General features: G+C 62.8%; 13 protein-coding genes and 1 tRNA gene. 4 read left to right on the top strand and 10 right to left on the bottom strand.

All coding sequences use genetic code 11. From position 1 onward, the window contains the following. Positions 1–65: 65 nt before the first annotated feature. The gene (locus BLR66_RS01055; RefSeq protein ID WP_093279785.1) at positions 66–1,808 is read left to right on the top strand and encodes a phosphoethanolamine transferase; all 1,743 of its coding nucleotides are present in this window, start codon (positions 66–68) and stop codon (positions 1,806–1,808) included. 575 nt (positions 1,809–2,383) lie between these two features. Then, positions 2,384–2,459, top strand: a tRNA-Ala gene (locus tag BLR66_RS01050). Between the two features lie 60 nt (positions 2,460–2,519). Here BLR66_RS01050 and BLR66_RS01045 read toward each other — a convergent pair. Both BLR66_RS01045 and BLR66_RS01040 read right to left on the bottom strand, forming a co-directional pair. Then, positions 2,520–5,300, bottom strand: a complete 2,781-nt coding sequence (locus tag BLR66_RS01045) for a TonB-dependent receptor (protein WP_093279784.1) — start codon at positions 5,298–5,300, stop codon at positions 2,520–2,522. A 433-nt stretch (positions 5,301–5,733) separates the two neighbouring features. Then, positions 5,734–7,350, bottom strand: a complete 1,617-nt coding sequence (locus tag BLR66_RS01040; protein WP_093279783.1) for an alpha-glucosidase family protein — start codon at positions 7,348–7,350, stop codon at positions 5,734–5,736. 350 nt (positions 7,351–7,700) lie between these two features. On the opposite strand from BLR66_RS01040, the gene BLR66_RS01035 reads away from it, so the two are divergent. Further along, a complete protein-coding gene (locus BLR66_RS01035) occupies positions 7,701–9,194 on the top strand; it encodes an MFS transporter (RefSeq protein WP_093279782.1) in 1,494 nt (497 codons plus the stop codon). A gap of 83 nt (positions 9,195–9,277) precedes the next feature. Continuing rightward, positions 9,278–10,885 carry an alpha-amylase family glycosyl hydrolase gene (locus tag BLR66_RS01030; RefSeq protein ID WP_255402364.1) on the top strand — a complete coding sequence of 536 codons (1,608 nt, stop codon included), beginning with the start codon at positions 9,278–9,280 and terminating at the stop codon, positions 10,883–10,885. Between the two features lie 87 nt (positions 10,886–10,972). Here BLR66_RS01030 and BLR66_RS01025 read toward each other — a convergent pair whose 3' ends face one another. From BLR66_RS01025 to thrA, 8 genes are all read right to left on the bottom strand, one after another. After that, positions 10,973–12,544, bottom strand: coding sequence for a PepSY-associated TM helix domain-containing protein (locus tag BLR66_RS01025; protein WP_093279780.1), 1,572 nt, complete (start codon positions 12,542–12,544; stop codon positions 10,973–10,975). A 10-nt stretch (positions 12,545–12,554) separates the two neighbouring features. Then, positions 12,555–12,821: a hypothetical protein gene (locus tag BLR66_RS01020; protein ID WP_343123909.1), complete on the bottom strand. Its 267-nt coding sequence runs from the start codon at positions 12,819–12,821 to the stop codon at positions 12,555–12,557. After that, positions 12,818–13,099 (bottom strand): hypothetical protein, encoded by a 282-nt coding sequence (locus BLR66_RS01015; protein WP_176943714.1) that lies wholly within the window; start codon positions 13,097–13,099, stop codon positions 12,818–12,820. The genes BLR66_RS01020 and BLR66_RS01015 overlap by 4 nt, the downstream gene beginning before the upstream one ends. 32 nt (positions 13,100–13,131) lie before the next feature. Continuing rightward, a complete protein-coding gene (locus BLR66_RS01010) occupies positions 13,132–15,285 on the bottom strand; it encodes a TonB-dependent siderophore receptor (protein WP_255402261.1) in 2,154 nt (717 codons plus the stop codon). A gap of 119 nt (positions 15,286–15,404) precedes the next feature. Further along, positions 15,405–16,436, bottom strand: coding sequence for a LacI family DNA-binding transcriptional regulator (locus tag BLR66_RS01005; protein WP_093279777.1), 1,032 nt, complete (start codon positions 16,434–16,436; stop codon positions 15,405–15,407). Between the two features lie 72 nt (positions 16,437–16,508). Then, on the bottom strand, positions 16,509–17,801 hold the full coding sequence (gene thrC, locus BLR66_RS01000) for a threonine synthase (RefSeq protein WP_093284122.1): 1,293 nt from the start codon (positions 17,799–17,801) through the stop codon (positions 16,509–16,511). A 145-nt stretch (positions 17,802–17,946) separates the two neighbouring features. Then, positions 17,947–18,879, bottom strand: coding sequence for a homoserine kinase (locus BLR66_RS00995; RefSeq protein WP_093279776.1), 933 nt, complete (start codon positions 18,877–18,879; stop codon positions 17,947–17,949). Then, positions 18,876–21,371 (bottom strand): bifunctional aspartate kinase/homoserine dehydrogenase I, encoded by a 2,496-nt coding sequence (thrA, locus tag BLR66_RS00990; RefSeq protein WP_093279775.1) that lies wholly within the window; start codon positions 21,369–21,371, stop codon positions 18,876–18,878. Before thrA ends, BLR66_RS00995 begins: the two co-directional genes overlap by 4 nt. Between the last annotated feature and the right edge of the window lie 299 nt (positions 21,372–21,670).

Raw genomic sequence — 21,670 nt, 5'->3', positions numbered from 1 at the left:
AAGAGCCGACTTAACTACGACATCGAGCCCCTAGCTTGCTCGGCACGCCTCAATCGTGTCGAACCATGCTGCGCTCATCCGCCACTCGCATAACAGCCCCGCACGGTCCCTCGGTCTTTGGCGCTGCACGCAGAGCCGAGCCCAGGCCGGCCACCTCTCTTTCTCATGCGGTGCGATCGTCCTATCTCGCCGTACTGACCTTCAAACGACCAGTGGTGAGTAGCGAGCTCATGATACTCATGAGCAGCATCGCTTTCTCTGTTCTCTTCAACAAATCATTCTGGTCAAGCGCTGTGCCAAGCCCTTGGGTGCAATGGAAGCTCTCACTCTCGCTCTTTTTGATCCTCACGGCGCTGCACTGCCTTCTTCTTGGGATCATCGTGAATCGTTGGATCGTAAAACCAGTGTTGACCGTTTTGCTGATCGCCACCGCACTGGCTGCTCATTTCATGAGCGCCTATGGCATCTACCTAGACGCAGACATGCTGCGCAATGTGCTGAATACCGATACCAAAGAATCGGAGGAGCTTATGACGATAAGCCTGCTCGTTCCCGTCGCACTGGCGTTATTTCCAGTAGCGCTGCTTTGGTGGACGCAGATCAAGAGGAGAAGTATCGCCCGAGCGAGCTTGGTTCGCTTAGCCTTTCTGGCAACGTCTGTGCTCGTAATACTAGTTGGTGTATCCCTCTCCTCACGCGATGTAAGCTCGCTGCTGCGTAACCAGCGCGAGATCCGCTACCTCGTTACGCCGGCGAACTACCTCGTTGCTTTGTCAAAGGTGTTACTGGCTGCACCACCCGGCAAGAAAGCATCGCCCCTACCTATTGGAGAGGATGCAGTGCAAAAGCCGTCGTCTGCCGCCAGGAAGCCGCGGCTGGTAGTGTTGGTGGTGGGTGAGACGGTTCGCGCGAAAAACTGGGAGCTCAACGGCTACGCAAGGCAGACGACACCCAGGCTATCTACGATCCCTGGTTTAGTTAATTTTAGCAACTCTGTCGCCTGTGGAAGCAGTACCGAAGTTTCACTCCCTTGCATGTTTTCTCCATACGGACGATCGAACTACGATCAAAAAAGGATTCGCAGTCACCAATCATTGCTTCATGTGCTCAATCGCGGTGGAGTTCAAACCCTATGGATCGACAATCAATCGGGGTGCAAGGGAGTATGTGCCGGTCTCCCATACCTGCACGTCGGCGATGATCAAGATACCGTGCTTTGCAATGGCACTCGCTGCCACGACGAAATTCTTGTCAAGGCCCTGGCATCGCACATCATTCCGGCCAGGGGAGATCGACTGGTCGTATTGCATCAACTAGGGAATCACGGACCCAACTACTTCGAAAGGTATCCCGATCGCTTCAAGCGATTCATGCCTCCATGCGAAAGTCCTGATCTAGGTAAGTGCACCGTTGGCAGTATCGTCAACGCTTACGACAATGCAGCTCTCTACACGGACCATATTCTGGCTGAAACAATCTCTCTGCTTGAGGGGCAGTCCCACTACGACGCGGCGATGATCTATGTTTCCGACCACGGCGAATCTCTAGGTGAGAACGGATTGTTCCTGCACGGAATTCCCTATGCCATAGCTCCTGACGAGCAACTTGAAGTGCCAATGGTGATTTGGCTATCGGCTGCGTTTTCAATAACCGCAGACATTGATATGGATTGCCTTAAAAGTGTTGCCAACAAACCCGTAAGCCATGACAACCTGTTCTCGTCCATCCTAGGTCTGCTCGACGTAGAGACTACGCTTTATATCCCCAACCTGGACGTATTCTACTCCTGCCGAACTCGTCGGGATTAGTCCTCACCGGCAATAGGTAGAAGAGGTCAAATCGTTCAAACGATATGCTCTCAGAGCCTCCCAGACAATCTGCGCGATCAGGCACACATTCCTCCGTCGTACGATTCTGAGACGAGGACTCCGGCCAAGTCCTGAAGCATTGCCTCGAGTGCTGCGCCGGTTCTGTCTGTGCCGATCAGGTTCCTTTGATTGCCCACCACCGCACATTCGCCTCCTGATCCGCATCTTCGAACTCAACCGCCTGCGCAAGTAAAGGCGCATGATCGGCCTTGCCGCGCGCTGTTCCATGCCGAACCGCGGCTTCGGGTCTTATTCGATGATCGGCCTTGGATGTCGTGGAAATGTCGCGTCTTGCCGGGCCCGGCTCGCCCTCAAGCGTGTAGTGGCTGAACCGATCCTCAGAAGTTCGTGCTTTAGCGCCGACCAGGCCACCCCCGGTAACTGGCGTAGTAAAACTACGGCGGACTTAGAAATGGGCATGAGGTCAAAGGTATTTACGTGGCTTGAGGGCTATTGAGAGCCCCGGGAAGGACTGGCGCAGCCCCACCCGACACGGATAGACTATGCAGGTACCTGGGGCGGTAGCTCAGCTGGGAGAGCGCCACGTTCGCATCGTGGAGGTCAGGGGTTCGATCCCCCTCCGCTCCACCAGGACAACAAAAAAGGGCTGCGGTTTTCCGCAGCCCTTTTTCTTTTGCAGTCGGTTCGCGATCAGAACTTGTAGGTCAGGCCCAGCAGGAAGCTCCGGCCCCATTCGACGTATTCCAGGGGACGGTCTTTGCTGCCGGCGTAAGTCCGGTAGGCCTCGTTGGTCAGGTTGCTGGCCTGCAGCAGCAGGGACAACCCGCTGAAGGCGCTTTCGTCGCTGAAGGTGTAGCTGACCTGCGCATCGGTGATGTTTTCACCAACGACATAGCGCAAGGTGCGGTTGCCGTTGAAGTTGCCGATCTCGCCGATGAAGTCCGAACGACGGCGCTGGTTGACGCGCGCTTCGAACCCGTTCTTCTCGAAGTACACGGTCAGATTGTAGATGCGCTTGGACAGGCCCGGCAGGTCGATGTCGCCGCTGCCCACGCTGGAGGCGCTTTCCGGGTCGCGGATCTTGATGTTGCTGTCGTTGAAGGTGGCGCTGGCGACCACACCGAAACCGCTCAAGGTCTCGCTGAACATATCGAACGGCAAGGAACCGGTGAGTTCCAGACCCTGCAGCGTGCCGCCTTCGCCATTTACCGGTCTGGAGTAGCTGCCGATCGGATTGACGCCTACGCCCGGGAAGTTCGGATGCTGAGGGATGTCGGATGTGTACTGGGACAAATCGTAGAACGGATCGGTTTGGGTGTAGATGTACGACTGCAGATCCTTGTAGAAGTAGGCAGCCGCGACATAAGCCCTGGTGCCGAAGTACTTCTCGTAGGAAATATCGAATGCGTAGGCACGCCACGGATCGAGCATGGGGTTGCCGCCGCTGGCGAAGCTGTCGCGCAAGTTGGTGCCAGTGTCCGGGTTCGGGCCATCCGAAGCGGTCACTTCGAGCGAGGCACGCAACTGATCCACGCGCGGACGCGCCACCTGCTTGGCAAGGGCTACGCGCAAGGTCTGATCGTTGGCGAAACCGAAAACCAGGTTCATGCTCGGCAGCACGTCGGTAATGGTCTTGCCCTGATGGATGGGCTGCGGATCGCTGCCGCCGGAGAGCCGAATTGCATCCGAGGATTGATCGACTCGCTGGACTTGCACGCCGGCATTACCGCGCACACTGACGTCGCCCCACTCGGTGTCGATATTGCCCCGTATATAGGCGGTGGTGGTTTTCTCGTTCACGTCCCAGGCCTTGGCGACCAGATAGGGGAACGCCGTGGCGCTGGGTTCAAAGGTCATGTAGCGAGCAACCGCGCCTGGAACGCTCCAGGCCGGGATATAGCCAATGCCGGCGAAGCCGAGGTCGACCGGATCATATTGCAAGTCCGACTCGATGGCCGTTATACCCTGGGCGCCAAGGTTGATGTTGCCCTCGGGCTGGCGCTTGTTCTTCTCGCGCTCGGCGTAATTCAAGCCGAAATCGATGTCCGAAAAGAACTTGGTCCAGGCCGGTGCCGGCAGCGAAACAGCCAGCTTGGCGGTTTTCAGTTCATCGACCACCTTCGGCACCTTGCCGTAACCCGAACCATAGATCGTGCCGGTCAGGAACAGCGAATCCGGATTCGAGTAGTCGCGGCCCGGATTGATCTGCGAGAAACCATTGTTCCTGATCTGCAATTGCAACGTGTCCAGTTGCGGCGCCGGCAGCATCTGGGTGTTGTTCTCCAGGTTGAGTTCGTCGCGCTTGGCGCGCGACCAGCCGATGTCGGCGACGATACGCGCCTGACCGACGGTGAAGTCGTTGTTCCAGCCGAAAGCGTTGATCTCGTCTTCGCGACGGTTGTACATGCCGCGCACCAGCGGGTACACGTTGCCCATCGTACCGCCGGTAAAAGTGTTGTTGCCGTTGATGGCCGGATTGGTGACGTTCAACCGACCGAAGCCGCCGTTGTAGTCGCCGATATGCACTTCGAACTGGTTGGCGGTATCCACCTGCTCGGCCGAGGAATGGAACATGTCCAGCGTGCTGGTCCAGGCATTGGAGGGACGGTACTGCAGCGTGGCCATCAGGCCGGTGCGGGTCTGGTTGCCGGTGCGGCGCAGCGCCTTGATGCCGTCGGAATAGAAGGTTCCTGCGGGCACGCCTGGACGCCAGTTGTCGCCGATGGCCTGCCAAGGTTCGTACAGACCGACCTGGTTTTCCTGGATAGGCGTGTCGGAATAGGAGAAACCCAGCGCAATGCCGAAGGTGTTGTCGGCGAACTGGTCGATGTAGCTGAGGTTGTAGCGGGAGCCGGTGGCATCCTGGTTCGCCGCCGAACCCAGCGAGTTGCGTTGGCCGCGAATGCCGACGATGGCCGCCGAGCCGTCGTAGCTCAGAGGACGCACCGTTTGCATGTCGATGGTGCCCGACAGACCCTGGCCGATCAGGCCGGCGTCAGGAGTCTTGTACACGGTCACGCCGCTGACCAGTTCCGATGGGTACTGGTCGAATTCCACGCTGCGGTTGTCGCCGGTGCTGACCATCTCGCGACCGTTGAGCGTGGTGGTGGAGAAGTCTGGCGACAAGCCGCGCACGCTGATCACCTGCGCGCGGCCGGCGACGCGTTGCGCGGCCAGGCCAGGCAGGCGACCGATCGATTCGGCGATGCTGACATCCGGCAGCTTGCCGATGTCTTCGGCCGTGATCGCCTCGACGATGGAAGTGGAGTCGCGCTTGACCGAGATAGCGCCCTCGATGCCGGCGCGGATGCCCGTCACCGTGACCCGGTCCAGCTCCGTCGCTTCGGTGCTGGCCGGTTGCGGAGTTTGTTCCGCGGTCTCTTCAGTCGATTGTGCATAAGCACTCGTGGCGCTCAGTGTCATCGCGGACACCAAGGACACGCTCAGCAGATTGCGCTTGAGCTTCACCATCTCCCCTCCACTCCCATGGTTGGTTTTCTAGTTTTGAAAGGCCGGCGACCCGCCATTTCGGCGCTCGCTGAAACCAGTCCGTCCGGATACGCAGACCGCCTCCGATACGTGCGGCAATGGTAGTCGTGGCGCTCCCCGCACAACTTATGTTGCATACGTATTCATGGCATCCGGCGATGTTCCGCCGCTACTTCCGTCATCGAAGCGTTGCTTCAGGAAACCGGTTTCAATGGGTTCTGACGCAACCATTGGTGGATTGCGCTGCAATGCAACATCGCTGCTGCCACCAATATTTCGATAAGCGGAACAGGATCAGCAAGTCAGCGCGTATCGACAGGGTCGACGTCGTATGTCTGATGTCCAAGATCGGAAACAGCGGCAAGATGCGCGCCAGGACGACTGGTTGTACGGCCGCTTCATGGCCGCTCGAGGATCAACCAACTTCGGCGTAGAACAAGCCGCGCGCGGGCAAGTGGACATGTCCCGCCTCAACACCGCCCTGCAACAATCCGTGACCATCGAGGGCCCGCAACTGCAAGCCGGGGGGAACCGGCCATTGCACCGGTACGGCGGAAAGATTGAAGACCGCCAGCACACGCTGGTCCTCGAAACGGCGGACGAATGCCAGCACAGGCTCGGAGGTATCGAAGAAATCCACGTCGCCCCACTGCAACGCCGGCACAGTCTTGCGCCAGCGCAGGAACGCACGCGTGGCATTGAGCGTGGATTCCGGGTCGCGTTCCTGCACCTCCACGGCCAAGGCGCGATGCGTGTCGGCGACCGGCAGCCACGGTTGCCCGGAGGTGAAACCGGCATGCGTGCCGCCAGTCCACGGCATCGGCGTGCGGCATCCGTCGCGGCCCTTGAAGTTCGGCCAGAACGTCTTGCCGTACGGGTCCTGCAACGCTTCGTAGGGCACATCCGCCTCGCCCAGGCCCAACTCTTCGCCCTGGTACAGGCATACCGATCCGCGCAGCGAGCACACCAGCGCCACCAGTTGCTTGGCCAACGCATCGGTCGCGCCGGCACCGCCCCAACGGGTGAGCGCACGCTGCACGTCATGGTTGGAAATGGCCCAGCACGGCCAGCCGTCGGCCATCTTCGCTTCCAGGTCCTCGGCGGTGGCGCGTATGTGGGCGGCGGTGAAATCGTCGGTCAGCAGTTCGAAGCTGTAGCCCATGTGCAGGCGCTTTTCGTTGACGTATTCGCCCATGGTGGCCAGCGAGTCCTCGGACGATATTTCGCCCAGGCTGGTCGCTTGCGGGTAACGGTCCAGCAAAGCGCGCAGCTTCTCCAGGAACACCAGGTTCTCGGGCTGCGTATTGTTGTAGTAGTGGTATTGGAAGGCGTACGGATTGTCGGGGCTGAAACCGCGGCCTACGCGCTTCTCCACCGGTTTGGGCGGGTTGTCGCGCAATTGCCGGTCGTGGAAACAGAAGTTGATCGCATCCAGCCGCAGGCCGTCCACGCCCTTCTTCAACCAGAACTCCACGTTGTCCAGCGTGGCCTGTTGCACCGCCGGGTTGTGGAAATTGAGATCGGGCTGCGAGGAGAGGAAGTTGTGCAGGTAATACTGACCGCGCCGCGGCTCCCAGCGCCAGGCCACGCCGCCGAACAGCGACATCCAGTTGTTGGGAGGACTGCCGTCGGGCTTGGCGTCGGCCCACACGTACCAGTCGGCCTTGGGGTTGTCGCGGCTCTCGCGGCTTTCCTTGAACCACTCGTGTTCGACCGAACAGTGGCTCAGCACCTGGTCGATCATCACTTTGATGCCCAGCCCGTGCGCCTTGGCCAGCAGACGGTCGAAATCGCCCAGGTTTCCGAACAGCGGATCCACATCGCGGTAGTCGGCGATGTCGTAGCCGAAGTCGGCCATCGGCGACTTGAAGAACGGCGAGATCCAGATGGCATCCACGCCCAGACTGGCGATGTAGTCCAGCTTGTCCACGATGCCCGGCAGGTCGCCCACGCCATTGCCGTCGCTATCCATGAAGCTGCGCGGGTAGATCTGGTAGATCACCGCACCGCGCCACCAACAATCGTTCGCCATCCTTATCCCCAACATTGGAATTGCGATCCTGCCTTGTCCGCACAACGGACGCCACTATTCCATGCCGCGCACCCGCAGGCATTGGCCTTATCGGCATGCCCGCCATGAATACGTATGCAGACAAGCGCGCCCACAAGAGGCGATGGCTCGCGGCTCTACAGCGGAAAATCGCACTGAAATCCAACGGCGCAGGGAAAATACAGAGCTTTTCATTCGATGGCGCAGGATCAGTGGCGTTGCGCAGGCCACAGTGCTAAAGCCTTCGAATGTTTGCAGTGCAGCATGGTTTCCGGCCGCGTTGCCTGCAACATGTCCAAGGTCGAGGCGCGATGCCATGGGGAAACCGCAGCATGAATAGATCGGGCACGAACAGCAAACCGCAGCTTTCGTTCTGGCAGATATGGAACATGTGCTTCGGTTTCTTCGGCATCCAGTTCGCCTTCGCGTTGCAGAACGGCAGCATGAGCCGCATCTTCCAGACCTTGGGCGCGAAGATGGACGACCTGGCCATCCTGTGGATCGCCGCGCCCATGACCGGCCTGCTGGTGCAGCCGATCATCGGCTACTACTCCGACCGCACCTGGACCCGGCTGGGCCGCCGCCGCCCGTACTTCCTGGTCGGCGCCATCCTCGCCACGCTTGCCTTGTTCGTGATGCCGAACTCGTCGGTGCTGTGGTTCGCCGCGATCATGCTGTGGCTGCTGGATGCATCGATCAATATCTCGATGGAACCCTTCCGCGCCTTCGTCGGCGACCAGCTGCCGCCCGAGCAACGCACCCGCGGTTACGCGATGCAGAGCTTCTTCATCGGTGCCGGCGCGGTCGTGGCCTACCTGCTGCCGGAGACACTCGCCCAACTGGGCGTCGCCAACACCGCGGCGGCGGGCGAGATCCCGCCCAGCGTGCGCCTGTCGTTCTACATCGGCGGCGCCGTGCTGATCTGCGCCATGGGCTGGACCATCTTCCGCACCCGCGAATACCCGCCCGAGCAGCTGCAAAGCTTCGACGACGCAGAACCCGAGGCCATCGACGCTCCCGCACCGGTGTCCAACACACGATTGGCGGCGGAAGTGGCGTTGTTCACCGTTCCTGCAGCGATCCTGGCCTTCTGCATCCGCCACTACGCATTGGACAAGTCGCTCTATCTGCTGGCGGCCGGACTGGTGGTTTACGCGCTGTTGCTGCTGGTCACTGCCGGTGGAAAGCGCGGAGGCGGCCTGGGCGAAATCATCCACGATGTGCGCAACATGCCGACCACCATGCAGAGACTGGCGGTAGTGCAATTCTTCTCGTGGTTCGCCTTGTTCGCGATGTGGATATACACCACTCCCGCGGTGACTTCCCTGCACTTCCACAGTTCGGACACCACCTCCGCCGCCTACAACGACGGTGCGGACTGGGTGGGCGTGCTATTCGCCGCCTATAGCGGATTCTCGGCGATAGCGGCCTTCGGCCTGGCGCCCCTGTCGCGCCGCATAGGTTTGCGCGCCACCCATCTGGTCTGCCTGATGATCGGAGGCCTGTCGTTCATCGCTTTCAACTTCATCCGCAATCCGGATTGGCTGTTGCTTCCCATGGCCGGCATCGGCATCGCCTGGGCCGCGATCCTGGCGATCCCCTATTCGCTGCTCAGCGGCGCGGTGCCGGCGAAGAAGATGGGCGTGTACATGGGCATCTTCAACTTCTTCATCGTCATACCCCAACTGGTCGCCGCCAGCCTGCTGGGTTTCCTGCTGAAGACCTTCTTCGATAACCAGGCGATCAATGCGCTGATGATTGGCGGCATCAGCCTGATCGTGGCAGGACTATGCGTGCTGATGGTGCGCAAGGAGACCGTCGCATGAACTCCCCTCGCATGAGCCGGCCCCGCATGAAGACGCTCGTCCTTGCGGTCCTGTGCGCAGGATCGACGGTCGCAACCTGCGCGCTGGCTGCCGACGCCGAAGAGTTCTACGGCACCACCGAACCCTTCGCCAGCGAATCCATCTACTTCGTCCTGACCGACCGCTTCGTCAACGGCGACCCATCGAACGATCACCGCGACCAGGGCGGCAAGCACCGCACCTTCGACGTGCCCACCCCTGGCGCGCCGCCGGGCGAAACCGACAACATCGGCTACCTGGGCGGCGACTTCAAAGGCATCGTGGACAACGCGGGGTACATCCGCGACATGGGCTTCACCTCGGTATGGGTGACGCCCATCGTCGACAACCCCGACGAAGCCTTCACCGGCGGCGACGCGGCCAAGTGGGGCGGCATGTTCACCGACCGCGGCAAGACCGGTTTCCACGGCTATTGGGGAATCAATTTCTACAAACTCGACGAGCATCTGCCCAGCGAAGGCCTGGATTTCGCCGGCTTCACCAAGGCGATGAAGCAACAGAAGCTGGACGTGGTACTGGACATCGTCGGCAACCACGGTTCGCCTGCCTACAGCATGCCGAAGATGCAGCCGCAGTACGGCAAGGTCTACGACCGCGACGGCAAACTGGTCGCCGATCACCAGAACCTGGCTCCGGACAAGCTGGACCGGGCGCACAAGCCTATGCATGCCTTCTACAACACCAGCGGCGGCCTGGCCCAATTGTCCGATTTCAATCAGGACAATCCGGCCGTACTGGAATACCTGGTGGGCGCCTACGAGCAGTGGATCGACCAGGGCGCGGCGGCGTTCCGGGTGGACACCATCGCCTGGATGCCGCACTCGTTCTGGAAGAAATTCGCCGACCGCATCCGCGCCAAGCGGCCGGGCTTTTTCATGTTCGGCGAAGCCTTCAACTACGACGCCGCGACCATCGCCGGACACACGCTGGACCGCAACGGGCACTACAGCGTGCTGGATTTCCCGATGCGCGGAAAGATGGCGGCGACCTTCGAGAAGAAGGGCACGGACTTCGCCGAGCTGGCCACCGCGCTCTATCTGGAAGACGGCCCTTACGCCAACCCCTACGACCTGGTGACCTTCTACGACAACCACGACATGGCGCGCATGAACGCCAGCGACGAAGGCTTCATCGACGCCAACAACTGGCTGTTCACCGCACGTGGCATCCCGGCGGTCTACTACGGTTCGGAAATCGGCTTCATGCGCGGCCGCGCCGAGCACATGGGCAACCGCAACTACTACGGGCAGGAGCGTGTGGATGCGGCGGGCAAGAGCCCTATCCATCCCGCACTCAAGCGCATCGCCAATCTGCGCCGTGAGTCGCCTGCGCTGCAGCGGGGGTTGCAATTCAACCTGCGCATGAAAGGCGACGAAGCCGTTTTCTACCGCGTATACCAGCATGAAGGCATGGCCCAGACCGCGCTGGTGCTTCTGAACAAGGGCGATGCGGCCAGCACGCTTGCGGTAAGCGACTACCTGCAATCGGGCGCATGGCGCGATGCGTTCACCGGCAAGCGGATCAACATAGGCAAGCAGCTGCGCCTTGAAGTACCGGCGCATGGCGTGCGCGTGCTGTTCTTCGACCGGCCGCTGACGCGCAAGGACTTGCGCGCGCGCCTGGCCGATTCGATGGCCCACAAAGAGCGATAGCCATGCTCTTGTAGGAGCGACGTGAGTCGCGAAGCTCGTAAACTCTCACGGCTTCGCGACTCACGTCGCTCCTACACCAGCGCCAACCTACGCCGCCGACCACACGCTGTTGGGTTCGCCCAGACGAGCGCGCTGCGAGGTGGCGCGCGCCAACGCGGCAAAGCCGAACGCCAAAGCCAGCGCCCCTGCGTCGATGGAAAACAAACCCCACTGCCCTGCCGTCGCGCTGCGCCAGAGCCACCAGCCCGTGGCCAGGCCATGGGCCATGGGCACCATCAGCGTTAGCAGAGATGCCAGCCACAACAATTCCTGTGCGCCGCGCACCGGTGGCCGCAACGCCGCCCACAGCGCGCACAGCCCCCAGCCGACGAAGCACACCCAGCCTATACCGGCAGCGACGTCCAAGCTGCGCCGTTGCGCCAGCCATTCCAGCCCTTGCGCGGCGACGAAGGCCGCCGAGACCGCCACGCACAAGCCGATGCAGACACCGATCGTGGCCCGGGCCATATTGACCTGTGCGCGGCCTTGTTGCGCCTGCCGACGCTTGCGCCGCGATTCCACCCAAAGCAGGTTGCCGGAATAGAACAGGAAAGCGCCACCGAGACCCATCAGGAAGTACAACGCCTTCACCCACCCATTGCCGTACTCGCCGAAATGCAGCGCGTAGGCCGAGGCCAGGGTGGCATGGTTGGCGTCGCGTGTGCCGGGCAGCTGCGTGGCCAGCAGAGCTCCGGTATTGGCGTCCAGCGCCACTGCACCCAGCGGACCGAGCGCCCCCGGCGATTCGCCGGTCACTTCCACTACCGCATTGCGGTCGCCCGCATTGGTCAGCTTCAAATACGCCGGTTCGAATGCGCGCTGTCCTTGCGCCAATGCGATCTCCACCGAACGCGCATGCCACATGGTCAACTTGCCGGTCGGCTCGGGCGCATTGGCGGCGGACAGAACCGGCGCGGTATCCATGGCTGCGGGCACGGCGGCGGTCAAACCGCCGCGATAGATCAGCGGGTCAAGCGCGATCATGGCGACGAAGGCTAGGCACAGCAGCGCGCCGGTGACTGCGAACATCAAATGCATGGGCAGGCTGAGCACGCCGATCACGTTATGCGCGTCCTGCCAGAACCGCTTAAGGTTGCGGCCTGGCCGCAGCGCGAACAGATCCTGGACCAGCCTGGGCAGATGGATCACCAGTCCGGAAAGCAGAGCGACCCCGTAGAGCAGGCTGACGATGCCCATCAGATAGGTGCCGGCAACCGGAATGCCCAGCGAGTAATGCAGCGCGTTGACCAGCTCGGACAACGCGGCTTGCGGTGGTTTTTCCGAACCCTGCAGGTCGTCCAGGGTGGCGAATAGCCAGATGCCCTTCGCGTCCTGCCAGTAGATCACCGAATGCGGCGACTCTTTGCCCGGAAACAGCATACCCACATGCTTGCGCGCTTCCGGATGCCGCTGCAGGGTTGCATCCAGCAGGCGTTGCGCATCGTCCAGCGTCTGTTGCGGACGGTCGGCCGCGTGCGGCGATTGCCAGACTTGCAGCTCATGGTGGAACACGGTGATGGCGCCGGCATAGAACGCCACGAACAGCGCGAAGCCCGCCACCAGCCCCACCCAGGTGTGCAACGTGGTGAAAGTACGCAGCGTGGCCGACTTGATCTTCATGCGCGCCTGCTCAGCCGATCCATTGCAAGGACTGCATCGACCATAGCGCGCCGGTCGCCACCACCGCCAAAGCGCTGAGCCAGATCCACGCGCGGACTCCGGTGGAAAAGAACAAGCTCGCGCCCATCACGATCATCCAGATAGGAAAGAACGCGATCATTCCGGGCACCAGCGTCGCCTGCCAGGGGCCTGGCAACGACCAGCTCACCAGCCCGAGCAGCGCTGCGGACAGGAAAAATCCGGGGACCACGCCGGCCAACGCGCGGGACCACATCATTCCTCGCCCCTCGACGACGATGCGCCGGCACTGGTCAACGCCGCAAGGTACGGCAGCGCCATCATCGCCAGCATCCAGGTTCCCAGCATCGCGCACAGCCCGGCGCCTCCGCCCAGCGTCAGCACCCATAGCCACAGGGAAAGGCCGGCAAGCGCCAGCCCCACCCAGCCACCGGTGCCGCGCCAGCCTTGCAGTGCCGGCCAGCGGCAGTGCGGCGATCCCGCATACAGCGCCAACGCCGAAGCCAGCGAGGCGGCGAACGCGGCAACGGCGAACATGGTCTCCATCGGCCCTGCCGCTTAGCCGCCGCTTACCACTGGTAGCGCGCGGTCGCGGTTACGTTGCGTGCGTAACCGTAGTAGCACCAGTAGATGGCGTTGCATGCGCTGATGTATTCCTTGTCGGTCACGTTCTGCGCGTTCAACTGCAGGCGCCAGTTGCCGAAGTCGTAATGCACCGCTACGTCGAACACGGTGTAGGAAGGAGTCTTCCAAAGATTCGGCGCATCGCCGTAATGATCACCGGTGTAGCGCACACCCGCGCCGAAGCCCAGGCCGGCCAGCGCGCCTTCGGTAATGGTGTAGTCGCCGCCCGCCGAAGCCGCATGCTTGGGCTGCAGCGCGATTTCCTTGCCGAGGGTTTCGGCAACCGTGGTCTTGGTCACTTCCGAGTCGATGTAGGCATAGGCCCCATACAGGCTCAGACCGCGGCCGACATTCCAGCGCGCTTCGAGTTCGGCGCCACGCACCCTGGTTTCGCCTTGCTGGATCTGGAACAGAGTGTGGTCGGGGTCGACCGTCAGCGTGTTTTCCTGCGTGATCTCGTACAAGGCCAGCGTCGCCAGCAGATTGCTGCCGCTTGGCTGGTACTTCAGGCCCACTTCGACCTGCTCGCCCGAAGTGGGCACGAAGGCGCTGCCCCCGCGATCCTCATGCTCCCTGCCGATGGTGGCCTGGAACGACTGCGACCAGCCCACGTACGGCGCCAGTCCGTTGTCGAATACGTAATTCACGCCCACGCGGGCGGAGAACTTGTCGTCGCTCTGGTGCGATCCGTTGGTATCGGTACCCACCCAATCCTGACGGCCGCCCAGGGTGAACACCCAACGATCGACCTTGATCTGATCCTGCACGTACAGTCCCAGCTGCGACTGCGTCTGCCGCGTGCTTGCCGTGGTCGCCGGATCGAAATCGGGCGCCAGATCCGGCATCGAGCCGTACACGGGGTTGAATACGTCCAGCGAAGTAGCGTTGAACACGAAATTGGAATCGTAGCTGTAGCGCGAACGGCGGTAATCCAGCCCGGCCAATAAGGTGTGCTGGACGCGGTCGCCGAAATGCCACTGGAGGTTGTTGTCCACGCCCAGGGTCTTCTCGTCTTCGCGGGTCGACCACAGATAGCGGAACAGGTTGCGCTGGTCGGCAAGCAAACCGAACGCACCCACCGCCACGCTGGGGTCCACTTCAGCGGTGCCGTAGCGCAGGCTCTGCTGGAACACGGTGCCGCCACCGAAATCGTGTTCGAATTCATAACCCAGAGACTTCATGGTCTTCACGTAGTCGTTGGCGTTGGGTTCGCCGGTGAAGCGGTGGGTGGGGATCTTGCCGTTCGGGTTCGGCAACAAGGTGCCCTCGGCCGGCAGGAAACCGGCGCCGGATTTGGTGTCGGCCTTCTGGTAGCGCGCAAGTACGGTGAAGGTATTGGCGTCGTCCGGCTTCCAGGTCAGCGCCGGGGCCAGGAAATAGCGGTCATCATGGATGTAATCCACCGACGTATCGCCATTGCGCGCCAAGCCGGTCAGGCGATAAAGCAAAGTCCCGCTGTCGTTCAACTTGCCGCCGAAATCGAAGGCCAATTGGCGCATATCTTCGCTGCCGACTTGCAGCTCGACTTCGCGCAGGGTGTCTTCGGTCGGGCGCTTGCTGACGTAGTTGACCAGTCCGCCCGGCGGCATCGCGCCGTAATTGACCGAAGCCGGACCCTTCAGCACTTCGACGCGCTCCATGCCATAGGGCTCGATGCGGGTGATGCCGGTGCCGGAACCTTCCGGCAATGCCAGGCCATCCAGGTAGCGAGCGGGCGTGAAGCCGCGGACCAGCAACCAGTCGCTGCGGCTGTCGGTACCGTAGCCGCCGCCCTGGGCGCCGGCGGTATACCAGACCGCTTCCTCTACGCCGTGGATACCGCGGTCGCGCATCTGCCGATCGGTGATTACCGAAATGGATTGCGGTATTTCGGTGATCGGGGTGTCGGTCTTGGTCGCCGTGCCGCTGTCCTTGGCGATGGGCGCGGTGACTTGCACGGTTTCCAGTTCGGTCGGCGCCGGCTGCGACTCTTGCGCAACCGCGATGCCCGGCAGTATCGACAACGCCAGTGCGGCGCGGATGGCCAATGAAAGGCTGCAACGGCTGGAAGCGATGGAGCTTCGCGATAGGGTTCGCGTGCCGGAGATGCGCATGGACATGGGACATCGGCCTTGTGGGAATGAGGTGAAAAGGCGCTTTTTCGCTCGGCGAAGAGCACCAATTCAAATAAGAATCATTCCCAATTGTAAACCCTATGCCGCAGTGCGGCAACGCTGCTTCAGATGGCGCCCGAAGAATGCCTCAAGGCCAAAGTCACCGGAATGGTCCGGCTTTCCGCCGGCTCGTTGTTGACCAGGGCCAGCAAGGTCTCCACCAATATCGTGCCGGCCAGCTTGGTGTCCTGCTGCACGGTGGACAGGCTGGGATTGACGAATCCGGCCATCGGAATATCGTCGAAACCCGCCACCGCCACATCCTCAGGCACGCGCATGCCACGTTCGTGGAGTGCCTTCATCGCGCCGATGGCAATCAGGTCGCTGGCGGCGAAGATCGCGTCGAAAGGCGTTCCCTTTTCGAACAATTGGCGGGCGGCCTCATAACCGGACTGCTCGGTGGTGATCGCGTCGAACTGCAAACCGGCCTGCACTTTCTGTCCGCTGGTCAGCAGCGCATGCGCGTAACCGCGGTAGCGCTCGAAGAACTCGGGGTAGTGGTTGGAAGCATGGCCCAGGAAAGCGATGTCGCGCCGGCCCTGGCGCAGCAGATGCTGGGTGATGTCGTGCCCGCCCTGGAAATTGTCGCAGCCGATCGAAATACCCGGCTGCCCCGGCAGCACCGCGCCCCAGCGGACGAAATGCGTGCCCTGCTCCACCAGGCGCTCCAGCCGCGACTGCGATTCCAGATAATCGCCGTAACCCAGCAGGATCAGGCCGTCGGCCTTGTTGCTGTCTTCGTAATCGGCCTGCCAATCGGTCGACAACTGCTGGAAGGAGATGAGCAGGTCGTAGCCACGCAGGGCGCAAGCGCGGGTGATGGAACCCAGCATGGACAGGAAGAACGGGTTGATCTGCGAATCGTCGGGAGTGGGGTCCTCGAAGAACAACAACGCAATGGTTCCCGAATGCTGGGTGCGCAGGTTGGACGCGTTCTTGTCGACCTTGTAGTTGAGCTGCTCGGCGATGGCCTGGATGCGCTTGCGCGTTTCCTCGTTGACCATGGGGCTGCCGCGCAGGGCGCGCGACACCGTTGGCTGGGAAACCCCCGCCAGGTGCGCGATATCGAGCGAAGTAGCCTTGCCTTTGATGTTCATGGCGACATGTTGGCAGAAATGCCGGACCCAGGCATGGCGCGCCGCACACCGGGCGGGAAGCCCGGGGCAAGGCTATTGTCCGAGAATCCGTGTCCGGAAAATTTCATAATCCGCTGGAATCGGGTCGGCATGGGCCGGACGCGCCAGCAAGTCCGCCAGCGCCGGCGGCACTTCAAGCGACCGGCCGATCAACGGCTCCACCACGCTTTCGAATTTGGCCGGGTGCGCGGTCGCCGCCACCATCCAATCGCCGGCCGCGCCTTGCGAGCGCATATCTTCAAGCACCTGCACGGCGGTGGCCGTATGTGGGCAGAAGACCTCCCCATGCTTCGCATAGCGGTTCTGGATGGTATTGCGGATCCGGTAGTCGTTGACGCTTTCGGCGGTGAAGTCCGCGCGCAGTGCGGCATCGTCTCCGCGGTACAGCCAGCGCAGGCGTTCGAAGTTGCTCGGCGCACCCACATCCATCGCGTTGGCCAGGGTGGCGACGCTGGCCGCAGGCGCGTATTCGGCGCCGGAGAAGAACTTGGGCAACACCTCGTTGGCGTTGGTCGCCAGCACGATGCGGCCCAACGGTACGCCCAGTTTGCGCGCGATGATCGCGGCCATGGCGTTGCCCAGGTTTCCGGTGGGAATGACCGCATTGAGCGTTTCGCCGGTAGCGCGCTTGTGGCCGAGCGCGGCATGCGCGTAGTAGCTCATTTGCGGCAGCAGCCGACCCAGGCTGATGCTGTTGGCCGAACTCATGGGCGCTTGCGCCTGCAGGTCGCCATCGTTCAATGCGCGCTTGACCAGCGCCTGGCAATCATCGAACGAACCGGCTACGCGCAATGCGGCGATGTTGTCGCCGAAGCAGCCCAGCTGGTGCGCCTGGCGCGGCGACACGCGGCCATCGGGATACAGCACGATCACGCGCAATCCGGGCTGCTTGTGGAAAGCGGCGGCGACCGCCGCACCGGTATCGCCGGACGTAGCGACCAGGATGGTGAGCGGACGGTCTTCGCGCTTGCGCAGGCGGGTCAGACAAGCGGCCAGGAAGCGTGCGCCGAAGTCCTTGAAGGCCGCGGTGGGGCCATGGAACAACTCGAGCACGTGGTCGTCGGTGGTCGCCAGCGGCAACAGGGGCGCGGGGAAGTCGAAGGCTTCGCGGCAGATCGCCGGCAGCTCGGCGGACAGCGCGTCGCCTTCGAAGAACGGTGCGATGAGCTGGGTGGCGGTATCGGCCAGGTCGGCGCCGACTTCCAGCGGGCGCATGGGCGGTAGGGTTTCCGGGACGTAGAGACCGCCGTCGGGGGCAAGGCCGGCGGCGATGGCCTGGCTGAGGCCTACTGCGGGGGAATTGCTGCGTGTGGATATGAAATTCATTGCGAACCAGGATGCGTGAATGCCGACAAGAAAGAAGTCGTCATTCCAGCGAACGCTGGAATCCATTTTGATTTTTCTGTGAGGGCCGGAAGAGCCAGATCAAAATGGATCCCAGCGTTCGCTGGGATGACCTCGGAATTTTCGTTTACTCGACTGCGTTCAACACCTTCGCCGCCGGACTGTTGATCGGAGACACCCAAGCCTGGCTGTCGAAACCGGCCGCCATGAAAGCCGTCCGGATCGCCGGTACTGCGGCCTCGGCCTGCGCACGCGTCCCAAACCAGCCAAACACGCTGGGCCCGGCGCCGGAAATGCTCGCACCCATCGCGCCCGCTTCCAGCGCGGCCCGCTTGGCCGCATCGAAACCGACGATCAACGGCGCACGCCTCGGTTCCACCAGCACGTCCTGCAGGCCGGCGCGCACCAGTCCGTCATCGCCCGCGTAACAACCCGCAAGCACCAGCGCGAGATTGGCCGACTGCGATACGAATTCGCCGAGCGCATAACCGCCTTTCAACGCCTCGCGCGCACGGCGCGTTTCCAGAATCGCGTCCGGATGCACCAGCACGCTGTGCCAGGCGCCGGGCACCGGAATCTTCACCAGCCGATCGGCGGTGGACAGCACCAGGCCGCCCAGCAGCATCGGCCCCAGGTTGTCGCCATGGCGTCCGCCGCTGGCCACCGCTTCGCCGGTCAATGCGAACGGATACAGCGCCTCCCGAGACAAAGGCGCATCCAGGAGTTCATTGGCCGCCACCAGCGCGGCCACGCAGGAAGCCGCAGAGCCTCCCATTCCCGAACCCAGCGGGATGCCCTTGTCTATCTCGATTTCGAAACCGAACGGCAACCCCAACGCCTCCCGCAATGCGATCAGCGACGCGCCGGCGGTATTGCCGGCCGCATCCAGCGGCAGATCCACCGTCGCTCCGCGGATCGCGGCGATGCGTACGTCGGGCGAGTCGATGCGACGCACCGTGACCGTGTCGCCCGGTCCTTCTATCACATGGCCAAGAATGTCGAAGCCGACTCCGACGTTGCCCACCGAGGCGGGAGAAAATGCAGTTGCCGCTTGCTTCACAGCTTGGCCCCCTGCCCCGCCGCCACGCGCAACACATCGGCGAATACGCCCGCGGCGGTGACTTCCGGCCCCGCGCCGGGTCCCTGCACGATCAATGGGTTGTCGCAATAGCGGCGTGTGGTGAACTGCACGATGTTGTCGGTCAGGCGCAGATTGGCGAAAGCATGCTCCTTCGGCAGCGCTACCAGACCCACCGTGGCCTTGCCTTCCGCATCCAGCTTGGCGACGTAACGCAGCACCTGGCCCGCCGCCTTGGCGGTTGCCAGCTTGTCGGCGAACAGCGCATCCACTTCGCCCAGGCGCGACATGAAGTCCTCGACGCTGGCTTCACGCAACGCTGCCGGCACCAGGCTTTCGACAACGACATCGTCCAGAGTCATGGAACGTCCCGCCTCGCGCGCCAGGATCACCAGCTTGCGGGCGACGTCGGTGCCGGAAAGATCGTCGCGGGGATCCGGCTCGGTGTAACCCAGGCCGCGCGCTTCGCTCACCAGCTGCGAGAACGGCACGCTGCCGTCGAACTTGTTGAACAGCCAGGCCAGCGTGCCGGAGAAGATGCCTTCCACCGACAGCACCGCATCGCCGGTATCGATCAGATCGCGCAAGGTGGAAATCACCGGCAAACCCGCGCCCACCGTCGCTTCGTAGCGGAAACGCGCGCCGCTGGCCGCCGCTGCTTCGCGGATCGCGTCGTAGCGCAGGCTCGGGCCCGCACCGGCCTGTTTGTTGGGGGTGACCACATGGATGCCCGCCGCAAGCCAGTCGGCGTAACGGTCGGCCACCAGCGGGCTGGCGCTGCAATCGACGATCACCAGATGCGGCAAGTGCGAACCGACCAGGTGCGCGGTGAAGCGATCAAGATCCAGCGCTTCACTGTCAGCGCCGAAACTCGTGCGCCAGTCGCCGCCGATGCCGCGCCCGTCCAGCAGCATCTTGGTGCTGGAGGCGATCGCCCGCAGCCGCAGATCCAGGTTGGCCTTGCCCAGCAGTTGCGGCTGCGCGGCGCGCAGTTGATCCAGCAGCGCGGCACCGACCTTGCCCGGCCCGATCACGCCGACCGCGAATGTCTGCGGCGACAGCCAGAAGCCGGCATGCGCCGCGCGCAAGGCCTTGGTGGCGTCGGCGCTGTCGATGGCGACCGAGATGTTGCGTTCCGAAGAGCCCTGCGCGATGGCCAGGATGTTGACCCGCGCCCGGCCCAGCGACTCGAACAGGCGCGCCGCCACGCCCGGCTGCCCGGCCATGCCGTCGCCGACCGCCGCCAGCACGCTGACGCCTTCGGTCAGCTGCACGCGCTGGATCTGGCCGATGTTGAGTTCATGGGCGAACGCATTGAGCAACGCGGCCTGCGCCCGCAGCGACTCGGCGCTGCGCACCACGCAGCAGATGGAGTGTTCGGAAGAACCTTGCGAGATCATCACCACCGACACACGCGCATCGCGCAGCGCCGCGAACACGCGCTCGGCCGTGCCGGGCACACCGATCAGGCCGGTGCCTTCCAGATTCAGTACCGCCAGGTCCGGGCTGAGGGTCAGGCCTTTCACCGGACCGGTGACATCGCGCTCGGCGGTGATGCGGGTGCCGGGATGCTCGGGATGGAAGGTGTTGCGGATGATGATGGGCAGGCCGCGCTCTATGGCCGGCGACATGGTCTGCGGGTGCACGACCTTGGCGCCGAAATAAGCCAGTTCGCAGGCCTCGTCGTAGCTCAGCGCGCTCAACTGCACCGCTTCGGGCACCACCCGCGGATCGGCGGACAGCACGCCGTCCACATCGGTCCAGATGTGCAGTTCGGCGGCGTTGAACAGCGCTGCGAAGATGGCGCCGCTGTAGTCGCTGCCGTTGCGGCCCAGAGTGGTGACGCGGTTGTCGCGGTCGCGCGCGATGAAGCCGGTGACCACCACGCGGCGCTGCGGGTTCTTCGCGCGCCAGTCGGCCAAACGCTGCCCGCTGGTGTCCCAGTCCACTTCCACGCCCAGGTCGCTGCGGTCCACCACCAGTACTTCGCGCGCATCCAGCACGGCGCAGTCCTCGCCCTTGGATTTCAGGTAGTCGCCGAGCAGGCGGGCCGAACAGATTTCGCCCAGCCCCTGCACGCGGTCCAGCACTTCGCGCGGCAATTCGCCGATGACCGACAGTGCGGCCAGGATTTCGGCCAGCTTGTCGAAGCGTTCGTCCAACCACTCCAGGGTCGGGCCGGAATCTTCGCCCAGCAGCGCCACTACTGCTCCGCGATGGCGGGCGCGCAATTCGTGCCAGGGGTCGCGCCAGTCGCTGCGGCTGCGCGCGGCCAGTTCGCACAACTCGATCAGCGCGTCGGTCACGCCTTTCATCGCCGACACCACGGTGATCTGCTCGCGCTCTTCGCGCGCCAGCAGCAGGACAGCGACATGGCGGAAGCGCTCGGCGTCGGCGACCGATGTGCCGCCGAATTTGTGCACGATGGTGCGGTTGGAAGAACTCTCTGGCTGTGGCTGTGCTGCGGACGACATAAAGCGACGAACCTCTGGGTGAGGTCCCCGCGCGGCTCAGGTTCCGGGTTCCCCCGCATCCTGATCCGGGTGCGGGGACGTGGTTTGCGAGACTACGCGAACACGATCCACCGCACCCCGCTAATCGCGGTAGTGGCGGTAGTAATAATGCTGCGACCAAAGCCAGCCACGCCCTGTCCGTGCAGCAGCGCGGAGGCCGGCATCGGGTGGGCGTTTGCGTGGGTGGCGACGGGAAGCATGGCCCTAGGGGACAGGATGACCCGGGGGGCTGTCAAGTGTTGCAGTGCGACAAGCTGCAT

It is taken from the genome of Pseudoxanthomonas sp. CF125, assembly GCF_900104085.1.
Lineage (GTDB): Bacteria > Pseudomonadota > Gammaproteobacteria > Xanthomonadales > Xanthomonadaceae > Pseudoxanthomonas_A.
Note: the sequence above shows the minus strand (reverse complement) of the source record. Positions and strands in the feature narration are given on the sequence as shown.